Origin of the sequence: Lentibacillus sp. Marseille-P4043, from assembly GCF_900258515.1 — a bacterium.
GTDB lineage: Bacteria > Bacillota > Bacilli > Bacillales > Amphibacillaceae > Lentibacillus_C.
In genome coordinates, this window is sequence record NZ_LT984884.1 from 171,078 (window position 1) to 187,205 (window position 16,128).

General features: G+C 40.7%; 14 protein-coding genes. All 14 read right to left on the reverse strand.

The genetic code is table 11. The features are described from left to right. Positions 1–11 precede the first annotated feature (11 nt). The 14 genes from C8270_RS00825 to purC all read right to left on the reverse strand — a co-directional run bounded on the left by C8270_RS00825 (position 12) and on the right by purC (position 16,127). Complete coding sequence (locus C8270_RS00825; RefSeq protein WP_106498417.1) at positions 12–686, reverse strand: heptaprenylglyceryl phosphate synthase; 675 nt, start codon at positions 684–686, stop codon at positions 12–14. 525 nt (positions 687–1,211) lie between these two features. Continuing rightward, positions 1,212–1,526 (reverse strand): YerC/YecD family TrpR-related protein, encoded by a 315-nt coding sequence (locus C8270_RS00830; protein ID WP_106494671.1) that lies wholly within the window; start codon positions 1,524–1,526, stop codon positions 1,212–1,214. A 20-nt stretch (positions 1,527–1,546) separates the two neighbouring features. Further along, positions 1,547–2,599: a DUF3048 domain-containing protein gene (locus C8270_RS00835; RefSeq protein ID WP_106494672.1), complete on the reverse strand. Its 1,053-nt coding sequence runs from the start codon at positions 2,597–2,599 to the stop codon at positions 1,547–1,549. Between the two features lie 58 nt (positions 2,600–2,657). Further along, the gene (locus C8270_RS00840; protein WP_106494673.1) at positions 2,658–4,400 is read right to left on the reverse strand and encodes an adenine deaminase C-terminal domain-containing protein; all 1,743 of its coding nucleotides are present in this window, start codon (positions 4,398–4,400) and stop codon (positions 2,658–2,660) included. 920 nt (positions 4,401–5,320) lie between these two features. Continuing rightward, positions 5,321–5,488, reverse strand: a complete 168-nt coding sequence (locus tag C8270_RS19625; RefSeq protein ID WP_158701548.1) for a hypothetical protein — start codon at positions 5,486–5,488, stop codon at positions 5,321–5,323. A 235-nt stretch (positions 5,489–5,723) separates the two neighbouring features. Next, complete coding sequence (gene purD, locus C8270_RS00845; protein ID WP_106494674.1) at positions 5,724–6,986, reverse strand: phosphoribosylamine--glycine ligase; 1,263 nt, start codon at positions 6,984–6,986, stop codon at positions 5,724–5,726. A 21-nt stretch (positions 6,987–7,007) separates the two neighbouring features. Next, on the reverse strand, positions 7,008–8,531 hold the full coding sequence (purH, locus tag C8270_RS00850) for a bifunctional phosphoribosylaminoimidazolecarboxamide formyltransferase/IMP cyclohydrolase (protein ID WP_106494675.1): 1,524 nt from the start codon (positions 8,529–8,531) through the stop codon (positions 7,008–7,010). Positions 8,532–9,240: 709 nt separating this feature from the next. Then, a complete protein-coding gene (purN, locus tag C8270_RS00855) occupies positions 9,241–9,822 on the reverse strand; it encodes a phosphoribosylglycinamide formyltransferase (protein ID WP_106494676.1) in 582 nt (193 codons plus the stop codon). Next, positions 9,819–10,838: a phosphoribosylformylglycinamidine cyclo-ligase gene (gene purM / locus C8270_RS00860; RefSeq protein ID WP_106494677.1), complete on the reverse strand. Its 1,020-nt coding sequence runs from the start codon at positions 10,836–10,838 to the stop codon at positions 9,819–9,821. Before purM ends, purN begins: the two co-directional genes overlap by 4 nt. Positions 10,839–10,870: 32 nt before the next feature. Then, positions 10,871–12,283 carry an amidophosphoribosyltransferase gene (gene purF, locus C8270_RS00865; protein WP_106494678.1) on the reverse strand — a complete coding sequence of 471 codons (1,413 nt, stop codon included), beginning with the start codon at positions 12,281–12,283 and terminating at the stop codon, positions 10,871–10,873. Further along, positions 12,259–14,502: a phosphoribosylformylglycinamidine synthase subunit PurL gene (purL, locus tag C8270_RS00870; RefSeq protein ID WP_106494679.1), complete on the reverse strand. Its 2,244-nt coding sequence runs from the start codon at positions 14,500–14,502 to the stop codon at positions 12,259–12,261. The genes purF and purL overlap by 25 nt, the downstream gene beginning before the upstream one ends. Next, positions 14,486–15,169 carry a phosphoribosylformylglycinamidine synthase subunit PurQ gene (gene purQ, locus C8270_RS00875; RefSeq protein WP_106494680.1) on the reverse strand — a complete coding sequence of 228 codons (684 nt, stop codon included), beginning with the start codon at positions 15,167–15,169 and terminating at the stop codon, positions 14,486–14,488. Before purQ ends, purL begins: the two co-directional genes overlap by 17 nt. Further along, the gene (gene purS, locus C8270_RS00880; protein ID WP_106494681.1) at positions 15,166–15,417 is read right to left on the reverse strand and encodes a phosphoribosylformylglycinamidine synthase subunit PurS; all 252 of its coding nucleotides are present in this window, start codon (positions 15,415–15,417) and stop codon (positions 15,166–15,168) included. Before purS ends, purQ begins: the two co-directional genes overlap by 4 nt. Further along, on the reverse strand, positions 15,414–16,127 hold the full coding sequence (purC, locus tag C8270_RS00885) for a phosphoribosylaminoimidazolesuccinocarboxamide synthase (RefSeq protein ID WP_106494682.1): 714 nt from the start codon (positions 16,125–16,127) through the stop codon (positions 15,414–15,416). Before purC ends, purS begins: the two co-directional genes overlap by 4 nt. Position 16,128 lies beyond the last annotated feature (1 nt).

The window sequence follows — 16,128 nt, forward strand, 5'->3', positions numbered from 1 at the left end:
TAACACCACCTTTAATCGTTTACAGCTTTAACTGTCTTTAATGCCTGTTTAAAATTCGTATAAATACTGTTTCCAACAATAATGGCATCCGCATGTTCTTTCATTTCAGCTGCCTGCAAACTATTTTCAATTCCGCCACCATAGAAAAGCAATGTGTCGTTCAATTGACTCTTCACTTGTTTAACAAGCTCGGGATCACCGTATGTCCCACTATATTCCAAATAAAAAATCGGTAAATGAAATACATGCTCTGCCATATAAGCATACGCAATCACATCATCCATATTAGGCAGTTCGCACTTTGTTTTGGTGAAGGCTTTTGCTTGTTCATTTAAAATACAATACCCTTCAACAAAAATTTCGTCCCAATTCATAATCTCTTTATACTGTTTAATGGCTTGATGTTGTATATCCATCATCCATTTTTTCTCGGTTGAATTCATCACCATGGGAATATAATAATAATCAAACCCAGGTGTTAATGCATCCATTGTCGATATTTCCAATATACATGGAACAGTGTGCCGACGTATTCGAGACAACAGATCTAACACACCATCCAATGTGACATGATCCGTACCTCCGACAATGATCGCATCTGTTCCGGATTCACATAACTTATCCAACTGTTCATCAGATATATCTTTAGCTGGATCCAACTTAAATAAATGCTTCCATTCGTTCATTTCATTATACAAAGGTCTAATCCTCCATTATCATAATCCATTAGTTTATTATAGCAAAAATCAAGCATGAAATTTAGGATAAAGGGAAATGTTTTTTGCTTCTTGGTGAAATCGGTTGGCAGACAATACATGGAAGGTAAAATATGTGGATGTGACAGTGGATTTGAACATCAATCACGAACCCCAACTATTAATTTAGCTTATTATGAATACTGGGACACATCATCTAACGTTTTTCTATTCCTCACACAACTTCGCACCAATAAAATAAGATCATACAGTTAGCTGGGACAAACTTGGAACGGTGGGACAGCAATTTCTTAGTTATGTCGCAGTATATATCAAATGCGATTAATCCACAGTCAACTTGAGCAATGAATCTCCATCCTTCTTCATTCTATCAAGACTTATTTGTCCATTTCACGATGCGAAAGTTGAATTCCCTAAAAGCAACAACCTCTTATAACTATCTATACGAAAAAGCCAATTAGAAAGAATGCCGCTACTTTTACAGCAGCGACATTTCTATTTATCTTCTTTATCAGCTTCGTCATCTAAAATTCGCTCGAGTACCATTTGATACCCATCATTACCAAAATTAATACACCTTCGCACACGTGAAATCGTTGCGGTTGAAGCATTTGTTTCTTTTTCAATCACATTATAAGTATGGCCTTCAATGAGCATTTTCGCCACTTGCAAGCGTTGAGCAATGGAATGGATTTCAGACATTGTTGCGATATCGTCAAAAAAACGATAGCATTCTTCCCTAGAGTTTAGTGAAAGGATCGCATCAAATAATTGATCTAATTGCTCCCCACGTAGTTTATCAATTTGCACGGTATACCACCTGCCTTCTTCTAATTTGACACAGTAACGGAACTATCAATTCCCGGATTATTTGGAACAACATTTATCCACGTTTTTCCTGGTACGAAGCCAACCGGTTTACCATTTTTCACAGGAATAATTCTACCGTCTTTGTTTTCCCATTGAACCTGTTGAACTTTTCCTTTTTGTAGTAATAGAGCATCTCCACCAGATTCCATATCAACAGCACGGCGACCAGCATCATCGATAACCTCATGATGGGTTTCAACGACAAATACATTATCAACCTGGATGGGTTCATCTGTATTTAATTCGACTGTTTTTTCCCGATCATTGAATCGTGTGTATTTCTCACTGTCTGCATCATAATCAAATTCAACAATTTCCATTATCTTGTTTTTCGAATAATCAATTTCAACATGCTGTGCAGATTCACCGGCAAGTCCCGCAACTTCATCTTTTGTTAAAAATGGTAATGGCTCATATGTTGCAGTTATATCGTAACCCTTTTCCTCAGCTGCATCATAAACTGCATCGAAAAGCAAATAGGAATTGTGTGGCGCCTCACGGAAAGATTCCCGCTTGAACAACTTGCCGTCATTATCATGGTGGAAACCGTCTAAATATTCGATTCCACGGTTATCAATCATATCATTAACAAAAGCAGCTGCACCATGATAAACATACAAGGCATTGTAGTCATCGGCTAATTCAAAATAATACTCCCGTGCACTACGGACCGGCCCGACTACATCCGGTTTTTCACTTTGAAACAATGCCAAAAAACGTGTGATTCTTCCTTCCGCCAGAATTTCAAAAACAATATCCGCTTTGGAGAGACCCGTTTGTGGTCGTGCATTCGTGTGATTATTAATCATCACACCAACAATCCGGTTATTCGCGGCTTCATTTGTCCCAATACCTGTCAAAGGATAAACGTGCTCCATTTTTTCTGGCTGATCTGATTTATCTTCCACAGCACTTTCCTTTGACTCATTGTTCTCTGCCTTCTCCTTATCATCGGAACAGCCTACAAGCAAAGCAAAGATTACTAGAATCGTACATAAAAGCACTTTTTTCATTACTCAAACACACCTTTATTAAAAAGTTCTTTTTGATCAACTTCCTTTCTATTATACGTTAACGCATTATCGCGGGAAAGAGTACCTCCCGTTTTTTTACATCAATTATCCCTTTTTGTGTGATCCGAATATATGGCAAATGGGTCGAGGAAAGAAATAAGATGGAATAAACCGGGTCACCAAAACGATAGCCAAATTCTTGTAGCAACGTTTTTAATTGCTTTTCTTTCTCTATTAATTGTTCCATTTTACCATCATACATGGTCCCGCCAAGTTGTAGTGGCAATTCAAAGATAATTTCACCTTGATGAACGAGAACAATACCTCCACCAATTTCTTTTAGGCGCTGCCAGGCAATTAACATATCCTGTTTACTTTTTCCGATACAAACGATATCACCTGTCGCTGTATAAGAGCTGACAATGGCACCAAGACGCTCTGTAAAACCACGCAATGTCGTATTCACGCGCCATTCCCCGTTACGGTCAATTAATAACAGGAACGCATCACCATATTGATCAGGCAATACATCAAGCGTCACATCTGTTTCAATTGCATATGGTTTAATAATGACATCATTTACCATATCAAGTCCAATCGGAACAGAGAATTGCAGGTCACTCATTTGTAAATCCCAATCAAGTTGTAAGGAACCTATGTTATAGTTATTCCAATGGATTTGTGATGGTACCGTTTGTGCTACATTATCCTTTTTTATCCATTTTCCTTTTGCCAACACACTTACAGGATGCGGGTTATTTTTTTCTTGTAAAATATTAATATGGGCCATGCGACCAGGTGCAATACTTCCTAACTGCTCCGCAATCCCGTAATGTTTTGCTACGTTATAAGTAGCCATACCATAGGCTTCTTCAAGTGGAACACCCTTGTTAATTGCAATTTCAAGGCAAACATTCATCACACCATGTTCATAAAATGCAGGTGTTGCACCGTCTGTTGTCATAGTAACATTTTCAAATGTAGAAATACCTTCTGCGAGTAATTCATCAAACAGCTTCGGCAAGTCCGGCCTGATTGAGGAATGCCTTAGCCCTACCTGATATCCAAGCTGCAGGCGTTTAATTGCTTCAGCACCTGTCATCGATTCGTGATCAGCTGTTACACCAAGTAGCTTCATCTTCGTTAATGTTCCTTCCGATGCACCTGGAAGATGTCCCTCGATCGGTTTCCCCTTAAGCTTTGACTCTTGCATCCAATATAGCAATCTATCATCACCGGCAAGTAAACTAGGCCATGATGTTAACTCTCCTCCCTGAATAACAGCAGGATGAGATAACCAATCCAGTACATCCTCACTATTGAAATAAGCTTCTTCATCTTGTAATGCTGTTTGCGAATCAAAACGTGCCCACCAATACATAGAAACAGGCATTTGATTAAATTCTTCTAGTAAAGAAAACGCTTTCTTTTTATTAAGTAAAAATTGCCACATTAAATTATCGTTAATTAATGTTGTCGTCCCGAATTTAGCTGCATGAAGGGCCAATTCTTCAGGATTATATAATTGAAATGGATGTGCATGTGGTTCAATATAACCTGGTACAAGATAATAATTCTTACAGTCTATGATTTCTGTTGTGGATTGGTTCTCTGGCATTTTATCACCCACATACACAATTCGATCATTTAAAATCCAAATATTTGCTTGCAACCATTGTTTCGTAAATGTATTTAAATATGTGCTGTTTTTCAAAACAAGTGTTGGTGCAACCTTGCCATCAATTACAGCAACATGTTCGCGCAGTTCGCGATTTCGCCAATAATAACCGTTCTCTAACATAAAGCAACTCTCCAATTTTTAATTTCTTCTATTTTATCATATAAAACGCTTTCATACTGTAACGTTTTTGTGAAATGCAGTGAAATTTTTGTGACAATTGCTTGGGAGCAGAACCGATAAGATAGTCACGCTACGACTTTAACTCTGGAATCACCCTGTCTGTGAACTAACCAGGGCCAAATATTATACTCTTTTACCCCTTTTGAACAGAGCAGAGCCTTAGCTATTATGGAACATTGATCGCTCACTTAACATCCCAGTTTTCCTCTATAGAAGCAAAGATTTACCCCACTTTTATTACCTTTTCCATCAGGCCGTTTTCTTGAAGATTGTTATTTTATTACACAACAGATATATAATGCGTAATAGTGAATATTACAAGGACTTCAATTGTTCTAATTAACAGAGGTGCTTGAATACGCTCCACCAGAATACTTCGCTGATAAGAATTTTCTGGATTGTGAGTAGTTGTTAATGATTTTAATATTAAGTGGTTTTCTTCTCCCACGGACAGAAAATCAGACTTAGGCTTGGGGGAAATGCGAGACTCCTGTGGGAAAGGAACTGTCTGAAGACCCCGCAGTGAGCGGTATTTGCTCGCGAGGAGGCTGAAGCGTTCCCCACGGAAAGCGAGTATTTCCCCCAAGCCGCGATTTCCACTCATCTTGTAAAGAATGAGAGGAAGTCACATAAAAGTTACTGCGCATTTTATATCTACTACGAAATATAAAAAGCAACAAACATTGCGAAACCGGTGCTCTTTCGCTAATTTGCAATGCGTCTTGTAGATCGTTAATTTCCTTTTGTATCTGTAGGTATCCTTTTTATTTCTGGTATATCCCTTATATTCAATGAATACCCTTGTTCACTGGCCTTGGCCATTATTTCAAAAAACTAGTAATAACTGAGCAAGATTAGTATCAGATAGGACAGGCCGATCTGTACGTCGAAGAAGATTCAAGCAAATATCCCAATTGCTCAACAGAAAAGATAACAGGCCACACAAACTCTAATACTTTCTTATTGTTCGGTATTTCACCTAATGCCGTTGTATAAACGATTCGCAAATCAGATAAATTAGAATGCATTTTGCGCATTTATTTACTATTTTGGGGATCTAATTTAGCTGTTTACTTAGAAAACAACAACATGGTAAATATGTGATCATACATCTTTGCCGGTGTTTTTAATCTCTTAATACTTTTAAAAAACATTCCATAAAAACTAAACAATAGCTGATTAATTGTAATCAGCTATTGTTTAGTTTACTCACTATACTACTATCTTACATTATTTATCAAGAAAGTATGTTACGAAAACTTTTTAAAAAGTACCTATGCTTTGTTTTCCTATATCTGTTCGATAAAAGAATTCATCTATTTGTTCAATTGGTGCTAGCGTTTGGTATACCGCTTCAATTGTACGTTCAAGAGAGGTGCTTTTGGAGCCAACTAACAGTACCCTCCCACCATCAGATACAAACCTTTTTCCCACCCGTTTTGTACCTGCATGTGCCACGAAACAATTCCCCCATGTTTGGAATTGCGGTAGCGATATTCCTTTCTTATAAGATGCAGGATAACCTTTTGAAGCCACAACTACACCCGCACAGAAATTCTCTTCCCACTCTAGCCGCGGATTTCGTCCATTCATGACATCTACAATAACGTCAAGAAGGTTATTCACCAACAATGGTAGTACCACCTGTGTTTCCGGATCACCAAAGCGCGTGTTAAACTCAATTACTTTTGGACCTTCTGCAGTCATCATTAATCCGGCATATAAAATCCCTGTGAATGGGCGACCTTCATTGATTAATCCTGCAGCTGTTTTTTGTAAAATTTCACGATAAGTATATACTAATGTTTCACCTGAAATATCAGAAACTGGTGCAAAGGCCCCCATTCCACCGGTGTTCGGCCCTTTATCATTATCAAATGCACGTTTATAGTCTCGTGCGGGAATCATCGGATAGACGTTTCCTTCATGGACAAACGCCATCAACGAAAATTCCGGACCAGTTAAACATTCCTCAATGACGATCGTCGCGCCAGCTTTGGCAAATGTCTGTTCAACAAGCATTTCATCAACCGCTTGCAATGCCTGTACTTCCGTTTCTGCGACAACAACGCCCTTACCTGCCGCAAGTCCATCAGCTTTAATAACGATTGGTGCGCCTTTTTTGATGATATAATTTTTAGCATCATTAGCATCTGTGAACGTTGCATAATCAGCTGTTGGAATATCGTATTTTTTCATAAATTCCTTTGCAAATTGTTTACTCCCTTCCAGAAGGGCTGCTTCTTTCGTTGGCGCAAATATTGCCAACCCTTCCTCTTGAAAGCGATTCGCAATCCCAGCATTCAATGGGTTTTCCGGACCAACCACCGTCAAATCAATAGCTTTTTCCTTGGCAAACTTGATTAAACCGGCAATATCCATTTCATCAATCTTAATACATGTCGCTTGCCCTGCCATCCCACCATTTCCGGGTGCTGCATAAAGTTTTGTGACCTTCTCATCTTTGGCCAGTTGCATTACAATACTATGCTCACGACCACCACGTCCAACAACCAATATATTCATCTAAACGCCCCCTGTGTGGTATTAATGTTTAAAATGGCGCATGCCAGTAAAAACCATTGCGATTCCATACTCATTACACACATCAATCGAATCCTGATCCCGTTTTGACCCACCAGGCTGGATAATGGCTGTAATACCAAATTTAGCTGCAGCTTCCACCGTATCCGGCATTGGGAAAAATGCATCAGAAGCCATCACAGCACCTTTCGTTTTTTCACCCGCTTGCTCCATTGCTATTTTTGCTGCACCAACACGATTCATCTGCCCCGCACCAACACCGATCGTTTGATTATCTTTTGCTAAAACTATGGCATTTGACTTCACATGTTTGACTGCTTTCCAGGCAAATAATAGATTTTCTAATTCCTTTGCTGTCGGTTTGCGGTTTGTTGCAAATTGCAAATCCGCCTCTCCAACCTTTCCAGTATCATAATCTTGAACGAGAATTCCGCCCACAACACTTGTTATTTTTTGCTTACTAGTACGATCGTTTGCCATATCTAGTTCTAATAGCCGAATATTTTTCTTTTTCGTTAGTTGTTTAAGCGCATCCTCCGTAAATTGCGGTGCAATCACAATTTCTAGAAATATGTTGCTTAGTTGTTCTGCTGTTGCTAGATTAATCTCCCGGTTACAAACAACAATTCCACCAAAAATCGAAATCGGATCGGCATCGTAAGCCCGGGAAAAAGCTGTTTCGATCGTATTGCCAACACCAATTCCACATGGATTCATATGTTTAACCGCAACGGCTGTCGGTTCATCATAATCAGCAATAATTTCCAGTGCAGCATTCGCATCTTGAATATTGTTATAAGATAGTTCCTTGCCATGGAGCTGTTTAGCTGTTGCCAGACCACCTGCAATGGAACGAGCATCCCGATAAAATGCTGCGCTTTGATGCGGATTTTCTCCATAACGTAACGTTTGAACTTTTTCATATGTAGTTGTCAGTACTTCAGGGAAAGACTCTTCCGAAAAATAATTCGCAATCATCGCGTCATAGTTCGCTGTATGGCGAAATACTTTTGCTGCTAACTGTTTGCGTTTTGCCTCATCTAAACTAGCATTTTGTAAATTATCCAATATAGAATCATAGTCATTCGGGTCAACAACAACCGTAACATGTGCAAAGTTCTTCGCAGCAGCTCTTAGCATTGTCGGTCCACCAATGTCGATGTTTTCCACAATTTCTGCTTCCGTAACACCTTCTTTTTCAAGCGTTTGTTTGAATGGATATAAATTGACTACAACCATATCTATCGGAGTGATAGCATGCTCATTAAGCTGCTCCATATGATGAACGTCTTCTCTGTTTGCTAGTAATCCCCCATGTATAAATGGATGCAATGTCTTAACCCTGCCATCCAAAACTTCCGGGAATCCAGTTATTTCTTCGACTGCTTTAGCGTCAATACCAGCGTTTTGAATCGCCTTTAACGTTCCACCAGTCGAAATGATTTCATAACCATGCTCAATAAGACCTTTTGCAAAAGTTTCGATGTTTTGTTTATTAGATACACTGATTAAAGCTCGCTTCTTCATCAAATCACTCCCTATTTTTTGTCTAAAGTTGTTTTCATATGGATTATTATTTTTTAAGTTTGTAGTTGATATATTATGTGCAATAACTAGAAATCAAGTTCGGAGCTTTGACAACCGCTACGGGAAAACACTACGCTTTCCGCGGGCACGGCTTCAGCCTCCGAAGCGGAAAACCGCCGCTTCGAAGTCTTCGGACACGTGCTGGGGCTGCGCTAACTCGCCCCACCGAAAACCATTGTTCCCGCAGGAGTCTCCGTGTTTTCCCTTCGCTAGTAGGTGCTATTACTTGATATACATGCTATATCTACACAAAAATTAGGGAACTTCTACTAGCGGAGTCAGAATACGTAGACTCCTTGAAAATACAGTTCGATTTTCTGCGTGCGATGTAACGCTGCCGAAGCATCCCTTGCCCTATGGGAACAGCACGAGTCCGAAGACCCCGCAGGACAAGGAAAACTTCAGTGGTATTACATCGCACGCAGAAAAAGTGGTTTTCTTTTTCAAGGAAGCGCTCTTTGCTTCCGAGGAGGCTGAGGCCGTGCCCATGGAAAGCGGAGTATTCTGACGGAGCGAACCAAACACTCATATTCCATTGGAACGGGAAGAAAGTGTCACCAAAGAGAACTTCATTACTGCGCATTATATATCTATTGTGCAAAAAACAACAAATGGCTTCGGTGGGGCGAGTAATCGCAGTCCCAATCTATCAGAAAAAATCCTTGTCTAAAATTTGATTGATTATTTCAGGGTACAATCGATGTTCAACCCGCTGGATTCTTTCTTGTAGTGCTTCTTTTGTATCATCTGACAAAATTTCAACTTCCTGTTGGGCAATGATTGGACCCGTATCCATTCCAGCATCAACATAATGGACCGTTACCCCCGTTTTCTTTGAACGAGCAGCAAATGCCTGCCCAATCGCATCTTTCCCGGGAAACTCCGGCAACAAGGATGGGTGGATATTCACAATCCTTTTCACAAACTGGTTACGCAATGTGGGACCAATGATTCGCATATATCCCGCTAGAAAAATCCATTCCACATCCATGAATTTCAATTTATCCACCACTTCTTGCTCATGTGCCTCTTTAGACGGATACTGTTTTGGATCAAACACAAATGTTGAAACTCCGAATCTCTTTGCCTTTTCAATAACACCAGCGTCCGGCTTATCACAAACGAGCAGCACGACATCGCATGCTAGTTTCCCTTCTATCGCAGCTTCCATGATGGCTTGAAAATTACTTCCCGTTCCAGAGGCAAATACTGCTGCCTTCACATTATTCATGAATCAAAATGCACCCCTTCATTATCCGTCACAATCCCAATAATGCTTGCTTTTTCTCCGGTAGCATGTAACACGGAAAGCGCACGATCCGTATCTTCTTTGTCAACAACAAGCGCCATGCCAATTCCCATGTTAAATACACCATACATTTCATCATCCGATATGTTGTCAAGCTCTTGTAAAAAGGAAAAGATTGCTGGCTTTTCCCAATTTGATTGATGGATGGAAATTCCCACTCCATTCGGTAGCATCCGTGGTAGGTTTTCGTAAAATCCCCCACCCGTTATGTGGGAAATTCCTTTTATTTCAGCATTTTTCATTAACGAATGAATCGCGTTGGCATATATTTTCGTAGGTTCCAATAGCACATCACCTAGAGATTTAGTTAAGCCTCTATACTGTTTAGTAAGATCAAGCCCTTCAACAAGTTTTCTAACAAGAGAATACCCATTGGAATGAACCCCACTTGAAGGCAAACCGATGACACGATCACCTGCCTTAATGGATTCTCCGGTAATAAGCTTTGATTTTTCAGCAATTCCAACAGCAAAACCTGCTAAATCATATTCATTTTTTTGGTACATCCCGGGCATTTCAGCGGTTTCACCACCGATTAAAGCAGCCCCTGCCTGTGTACAGCCTTCCGCAACACCCTCTACGATACGTTCCATCATAGCTGGATCATTTTTGCCACAAGCAATGTAATCAAGGAAAAATAACGGTTGTGCACCTTGCGCAACGATATCATTCACACACATAGCGACGAGATCAATCCCTATGGAATCATGCTTATTAAGTTGATGTGCCAGCTTTAGTTTCGTACCAACACCATCTGTTCCAGAAACAAGTACAGGTTCTTTATAGTGAAATCCACTTAAATCAAACAACCCTGCAAATGCCCCAACACCGCCAAGCACCTCTTTCCGATTGGTCTTCGCAATGTGCTTTTTCATTCGTTCGACAGCTTGATAGCCTTTTTCCACATCAACACCAGCATCTTTATAACGATTGGCCAATTGGCACCCTCCTTTTTTCGGGATCCACCCTACTACTTTATCGTTAGTGTAACGGGGGATTGACCCTGATTTTCAACGACTGGATAGTTTCCGGTAAAACAGGCTTTGCAAATGCCTTGGTTAGGTAGTTCTTCATGTACAATTGCTCGTTCTAATCCACTTTCTGACAAATAAGCTAGACTATCAGCGCTGATCAATTTGGCAATCCCTTCTAATGAATAGTTTGCAGCAATCAGCTCATCACGAGTTGACATATCAATCCCGTAATAGCACGGATTCGTAATTGGTGGCGAGGCAATGCGCACATGCACCTCTGCAGCACCTGCTTCTTTCAACATTCGGACAATTCGTTTACTTGTTGTCCCTCTAACAATTGAATCATCGATCATAATGACGCGTTTGCCTTCCACAATCCCCCGAACAGGCGACAGTTTCAATTTCACCCCTTGTTCACGAAGTTCTTGTGATGGTTGAATAAACGTCCGGCCAACATAACGATTTTTAATTAAACCAATTTCATATGGTAAGCCGAGCTGTTCCGCATAACCAATTGCTGCGGAAATACTTGAATCGGGTACACCCGTCACAACATCTGCTTGCACTGGTGCTTCCTTCGCTAATTCGATTCCCATTTTTTTGCGTGAAGCATGGACGTTCACCTGATTCACATCACTATCCGGTCTTGAAAAATAAACATACTCCATTGCACACATGGTCCGCGGCTCTGGTTCAGCAAATTTTCTAGCTGACATGCCATTATGATCAACCATAACTAACTCACCTGGGATCACCTCGCGTTCAAACGTTGCGCCAATTAAATCAAATGCACACGTTTCCGATGCCACAACATATGCATCCCCAAGCCTGCCAATCGAAAGTGGACGTAAACCTCTTGGATCCGTTGCGATATATAACTTGTTTTCCTTCATGATTAAGAATGCATATGCCCCAACTAAACTTCGCAGCGCCTCCATTAAGGCAGTTTCAAAATTAGCTGAACCATTACGTCGAATCAAATGGGCTAGAACCTCTGTATCTGACGTTGTTTGCAAAATACTTCCCTCATGCTCCAATTCACCACGAAGCTTATACGCATTCATGATATTTCCGTTATGGGCTAAAGCGATACTCCCTGTCTGCGAGCGAAATAATAACGGTTGAATGTTCGCAATGCCACCATCACCTTGCGTCGCATACCGAACATGCCCAATCGCAGCATGACCTTGTAACTCATTGAAGTTAGCATGTTTAAACACATCATTGACAAGTCCCAAGTCTTTATGAATTTTAAGGTTGCTCCCGTCGCTTGTTACAACTCCAGCCCCGTCTTGCCCGCGATGCTGAAGAGCGTGTAAACCATAATACGTCATTTCTGCTGCTTTCTCATGACCCCAAATTCCAAAAACGCCACATTCTTCGTTTAAGCCTTTGATTTCAGCAAGCATGAAATAGCTCCTTTCCAACGTTTGCAAAGTGTATCGACATTTTCCTCAATGACCTTTTCACCATTTCCGACGACGGTATACGTATGATCATCCGTTACAACACCGATTTGACGAGCATCAGCAACCAGTTCTTTAAATTGCTCCTCATCTTCTGGTTTCACTGAGACAAGGAAACGTGATTGGGTTTCACTAAATAGCTCTACCGTCATGTCCCCAGATAAATAAGCAATTACTCCTAATCCTGTTTTATGAAACACGCTTTCCGCTAACGCTACAGCAAGACCACCTTCAGCTACATCATGTGCAGATTGAACAACACCTTGGTGAATAGCCTCCAACAGCTGTGATTGTCGTTTTGCCTCTACTTGCAAATCAATCGCTGGTGCTTGGCCAGTATAAATTTCATCTGTCGTATCATCCGCCAGCACATTTTGTAGTTCGCTTCCACCAAATTCAGCTTTCGTTTCACCAATTACGAAAATCGCATCACCCGCTTGTTGAAAATAGCTTGGTGTAAGGTGTTCCAACGATTCAAGCAAGCCGACCATCCCAACAACGGGGGTTGGAAAAATTGCTTTTCCTTTTGATTCGTTATATAAGGAGACATTTCCACTGACGACCGGTGTTTTCAAAACACGACAGGCGTCACTCATACCATCAATACTTTTTTCCATTTGCCAAAAGATATCAGGCTTCGTTGGATTACCGAAATTCAGGCCGTCTGTAAGTCCTAATGGTTTGGCACCTGAGCAAACAATATTTCGAGCTGCTTCAGCAACAGCAATTTTCCCACCAGTTTCCGGATCCAAATAAATATAACGAGAATTGCAATCTGTTGTAATGGCTAGCGCTTTATTAGTTCCTTTGACTCTTACAATCGCTGCATCTGATCCAGGTGTTACAACGGTATTGGTTTGCACCATGGAATCGTATTGATCGTAAACCCATTCCTTGCTAGCAATGGTTGGTTGTGAAAGTAATTTTTTTAGCATTCCGCTATGATCCGTTACTTCCGGCACAATAGGCTTAATATTCTGATATTCTTGGAAATACGCTGCCTCTTCCGATGGCATTTGATAGACCGGTGCCTCTTCTGCTAGTGCATCAACAGGGATATCAGCAACAACTTCTGTATGATGCAGCAGGCGGAATGTCTTTTCTTCGATCACTTCACCAACGGCAACAGCTTGCAACCCATATTTTTCAAAAACATCGATAATTTCCTGTTCGCGTCCTTTCTTTACCACAAGCAGCATTCGCTCCTGTGATTCAGACAACATTAATTCATATGGACTCATATTCAATTCACGCTGTGGTACTAGGTCAAGATTCATTTCCATACCCGTTCCCGCCTTACTTGCCATCTCACTTGCTGATGATGTAAGACCAGCTGCCCCCATATCCTGCATGCCAACAAGCGCATCAGAATGAATGATTTCCAAACATGCTTCGATTAATAGTTTTTCCATGAACGGATCACCAACCTGAACAGCTGGGCGATCTTTATTAGCATCCTCCGCTAAGTCATCTGATGCAAATGTTGCACCGTGAATGCCATCCCGGCCTGTTGGCGCACCTGCATAAAGCACAGTATTGCCAACCCCCGCTGCAATCCCTTTTTGAATTTCATCATGATTGATCAGCCCAACACACATCGCATTGACAAGTGGATTCCCTTCATAGCTTTCATCGAATTGCACCTCACCACCAACTGTTGGCACACCAACGCAATTTCCATATCCGGCAATCCCATGAACAACCTCTTGAAACAAATATTTCACACGCTCTGACGTTAAATTACCGAATCTTAGTGAGTTCATTAAGGCAATCGGACGAGCCCCCATCGAAAATACGTCACGGATAATGCCGCCTACACCTGTCGCAGCACCTTGATACGGTTCAACTGCCGAAGGGTGATTGTGACTTTCAATTTTGAATACAACGGCTTGGTTATCACCAATATCGATAACGCCAGCACCTTCACCAGGTCCCTGCAAAACATTTATTGCTTTGGTAGGGAACTTTTTCAATAATGGCTTCGATGTCTTATAACTGCAATGTTCTGACCACATGACTGAAAATATTCCTGTTTCCGTGAAATTTGGCCGGCATTTTAAAATGGCTTTCACCATGTTATATTCCTTTTCACTAAGCCCCATTTCTTGATAGAGTTTTTCTATTTCGATTTGCTCTGGACTTATATCAAACGTTTGCAACATGGGATTCCCTCCAATTTTTAACCATTGACTGAAAAACTTTTAACCCGTCATCACTGCCAAGTAACGCTTCCGCTGCACGTTCAGGGTGTGGCATAAGCCCTAATACGTTACCTTTTTGATTGGTAATCCCAGCAATATTAGCAGCAGAGCCATTCGGATTGTTTTCATAGGTAAAGACAATCTGCTTATTTTGCTGTAATTGCTGAAGTGTTGTTTCATCACAGAAATAATTCCCTTCTCCATGTGCAATTGGAAAATGTACAATTTCATTTTCTGAATACGCACTGGTGAATATCGTCGCATTGTTTTCTACACGTAATGCTTCTTGGTGACACATAAATGTAAGATTTTTGTTTCGTAACATTGCTCCTGGTAAGAGACCTGCTTCAAGCAAGATCTGAAATCCGTTACAAACACCTAACACAGGTTTTCCTTTTGCTGCATGTGCTTTCACTTGCTGCATTACTTCTGATGTTGCCGCAACAGAACCTGAGCGAAGGTAATCCCCATATGAGAACCCGCCAGGTAATAGAATCGCATCATAGTTTTCCAGATTGCTATTTTCATACCAGACAAGGTCCGCTTCTTCATTCAAAACATCCTTCACCGCATGATACATGTCACGGTCACAATTTGATCCTGGGAAAACAATCACCGCGAATTTCACAAGCGAACAGCCTCCTCCACTTCAAAACGATAATCTTCAATTACTGGATTGGCGAGCAGCTTTTCACACATGTCGTTCACACGTTCTTCCGTGTCTTCATTATCTTCCACATGCAATTCCAGGTATTTCCCAACCCGTGCTTGCTCTACCTCTTGGTACCCTAGTGAGTTTAATGAATCTTGAATTGCCTTTCCTTGTGGGTCTAGCACACCTTGCTTTAGCGTAATAAACACAGTAACTTTTTTCATCGTATGCCCTCCAGTCGTTGTAAAATAACGTTGTAAACCGTAAGCAAATCACCTGTACCTTGACGAAATACATCTTTATCCATCTTTTCCTGTGTGTCCAGATCCCACAGCCTGCATGTGTCCGGCGATATTTCGTCAGCTAACACAATCGAGCCACATGCTAGCCGGCCGAATTCGAGTTTGAAATCAACTAATGTTAGATTGATAGATTTGAAAAGTTCAATTAATGCATCATTAATTTTTCGTGCCTTTATTTTGATTTCTTGTAATTCCGATTCGGTTACATTGCTCAAAAATAACGCATGCTCATCATTTATCAATGGGTCGTCTAATTGATCATTCTTATAAAACAACTCCACAACTGACGGGTTGAATGATGTCTTTTCCTCAATCCCTAGGCGGTTCGTAATACTGCCAGTTGCCAGATTACGAACCACTACCTCCAAGGGGATAATCTCTGTTTTTTGAACAAGCTGCTCTGTTTCATTCAATTTCTCAATAAAATGCGTTTCAATTTCTTTCGTTTTGAGATATGAAAAAATGAGTGATGAAATTTCATTATTCAATCTGCCCTTCCCTGCGAAGGTCGCTTTCTTTTTACCGTTAAAGGCAGTCGCAGCATTTTTATAAGACAAAATGAGCTGATCCATTGTTCCTTCCATTTGATAAACTTGCTTTGCCTTTCCTTCATATAAAAGTTCTGCCTTCACT

Excerpts from the sequence above, each read along its gene's own strand:
- purS (WP_106494681.1), bottom strand. The coding sequence starts at position 15,417 with ATGAAAAAAGTTACTGTGTTTATTACGCTAAAGCAAGGTGTGCTAGAC.
- C8270_RS00840 (WP_106494673.1), bottom strand. The coding sequence starts at position 4,400 with ATGTTAGAGAACGGTTATTATTGGCGAAATCGCGAACTGCGCGAACAT.
- purH (WP_106494675.1), bottom strand. The coding sequence starts at position 8,531 with ATGAAGAAGCGAGCTTTAATCAGTGTATCTAATAAACAAAACATCGAA.
- purF (WP_106494678.1), bottom strand. The coding sequence starts at position 12,283 with ATGCTTGCTGAAATCAAAGGCTTAAACGAAGAATGTGGCGTTTTTGGA.
- C8270_RS00835 (WP_106494672.1), bottom strand. The coding sequence starts at position 2,599 with ATGAAAAAAGTGCTTTTATGTACGATTCTAGTAATCTTTGCTTTGCTT.
- purD (WP_106494674.1), bottom strand. The coding sequence starts at position 6,986 with ATGAATATATTGGTTGTTGGACGTGGTGGTCGTGAGCATAGTATTGTA.
- purL (WP_106494679.1), bottom strand. The coding sequence starts at position 14,502 with ATGTTGCAAACGTTTGATATAAGTCCAGAGCAAATCGAAATAGAAAAA.
- purN (WP_106494676.1), bottom strand. The coding sequence starts at position 9,822 with ATGAATAATGTGAAGGCAGCAGTATTTGCCTCTGGAACGGGAAGTAAT.
- C8270_RS00825 (WP_106498417.1), bottom strand. The coding sequence starts at position 686 with ATGAACGAATGGAAGCATTTATTTAAGTTGGATCCAGCTAAAGATATA.
- C8270_RS19625 (WP_158701548.1), bottom strand. The coding sequence starts at position 5,488 with ATGCATTCTAATTTATCTGATTTGCGAATCGTTTATACAACGGCATTA.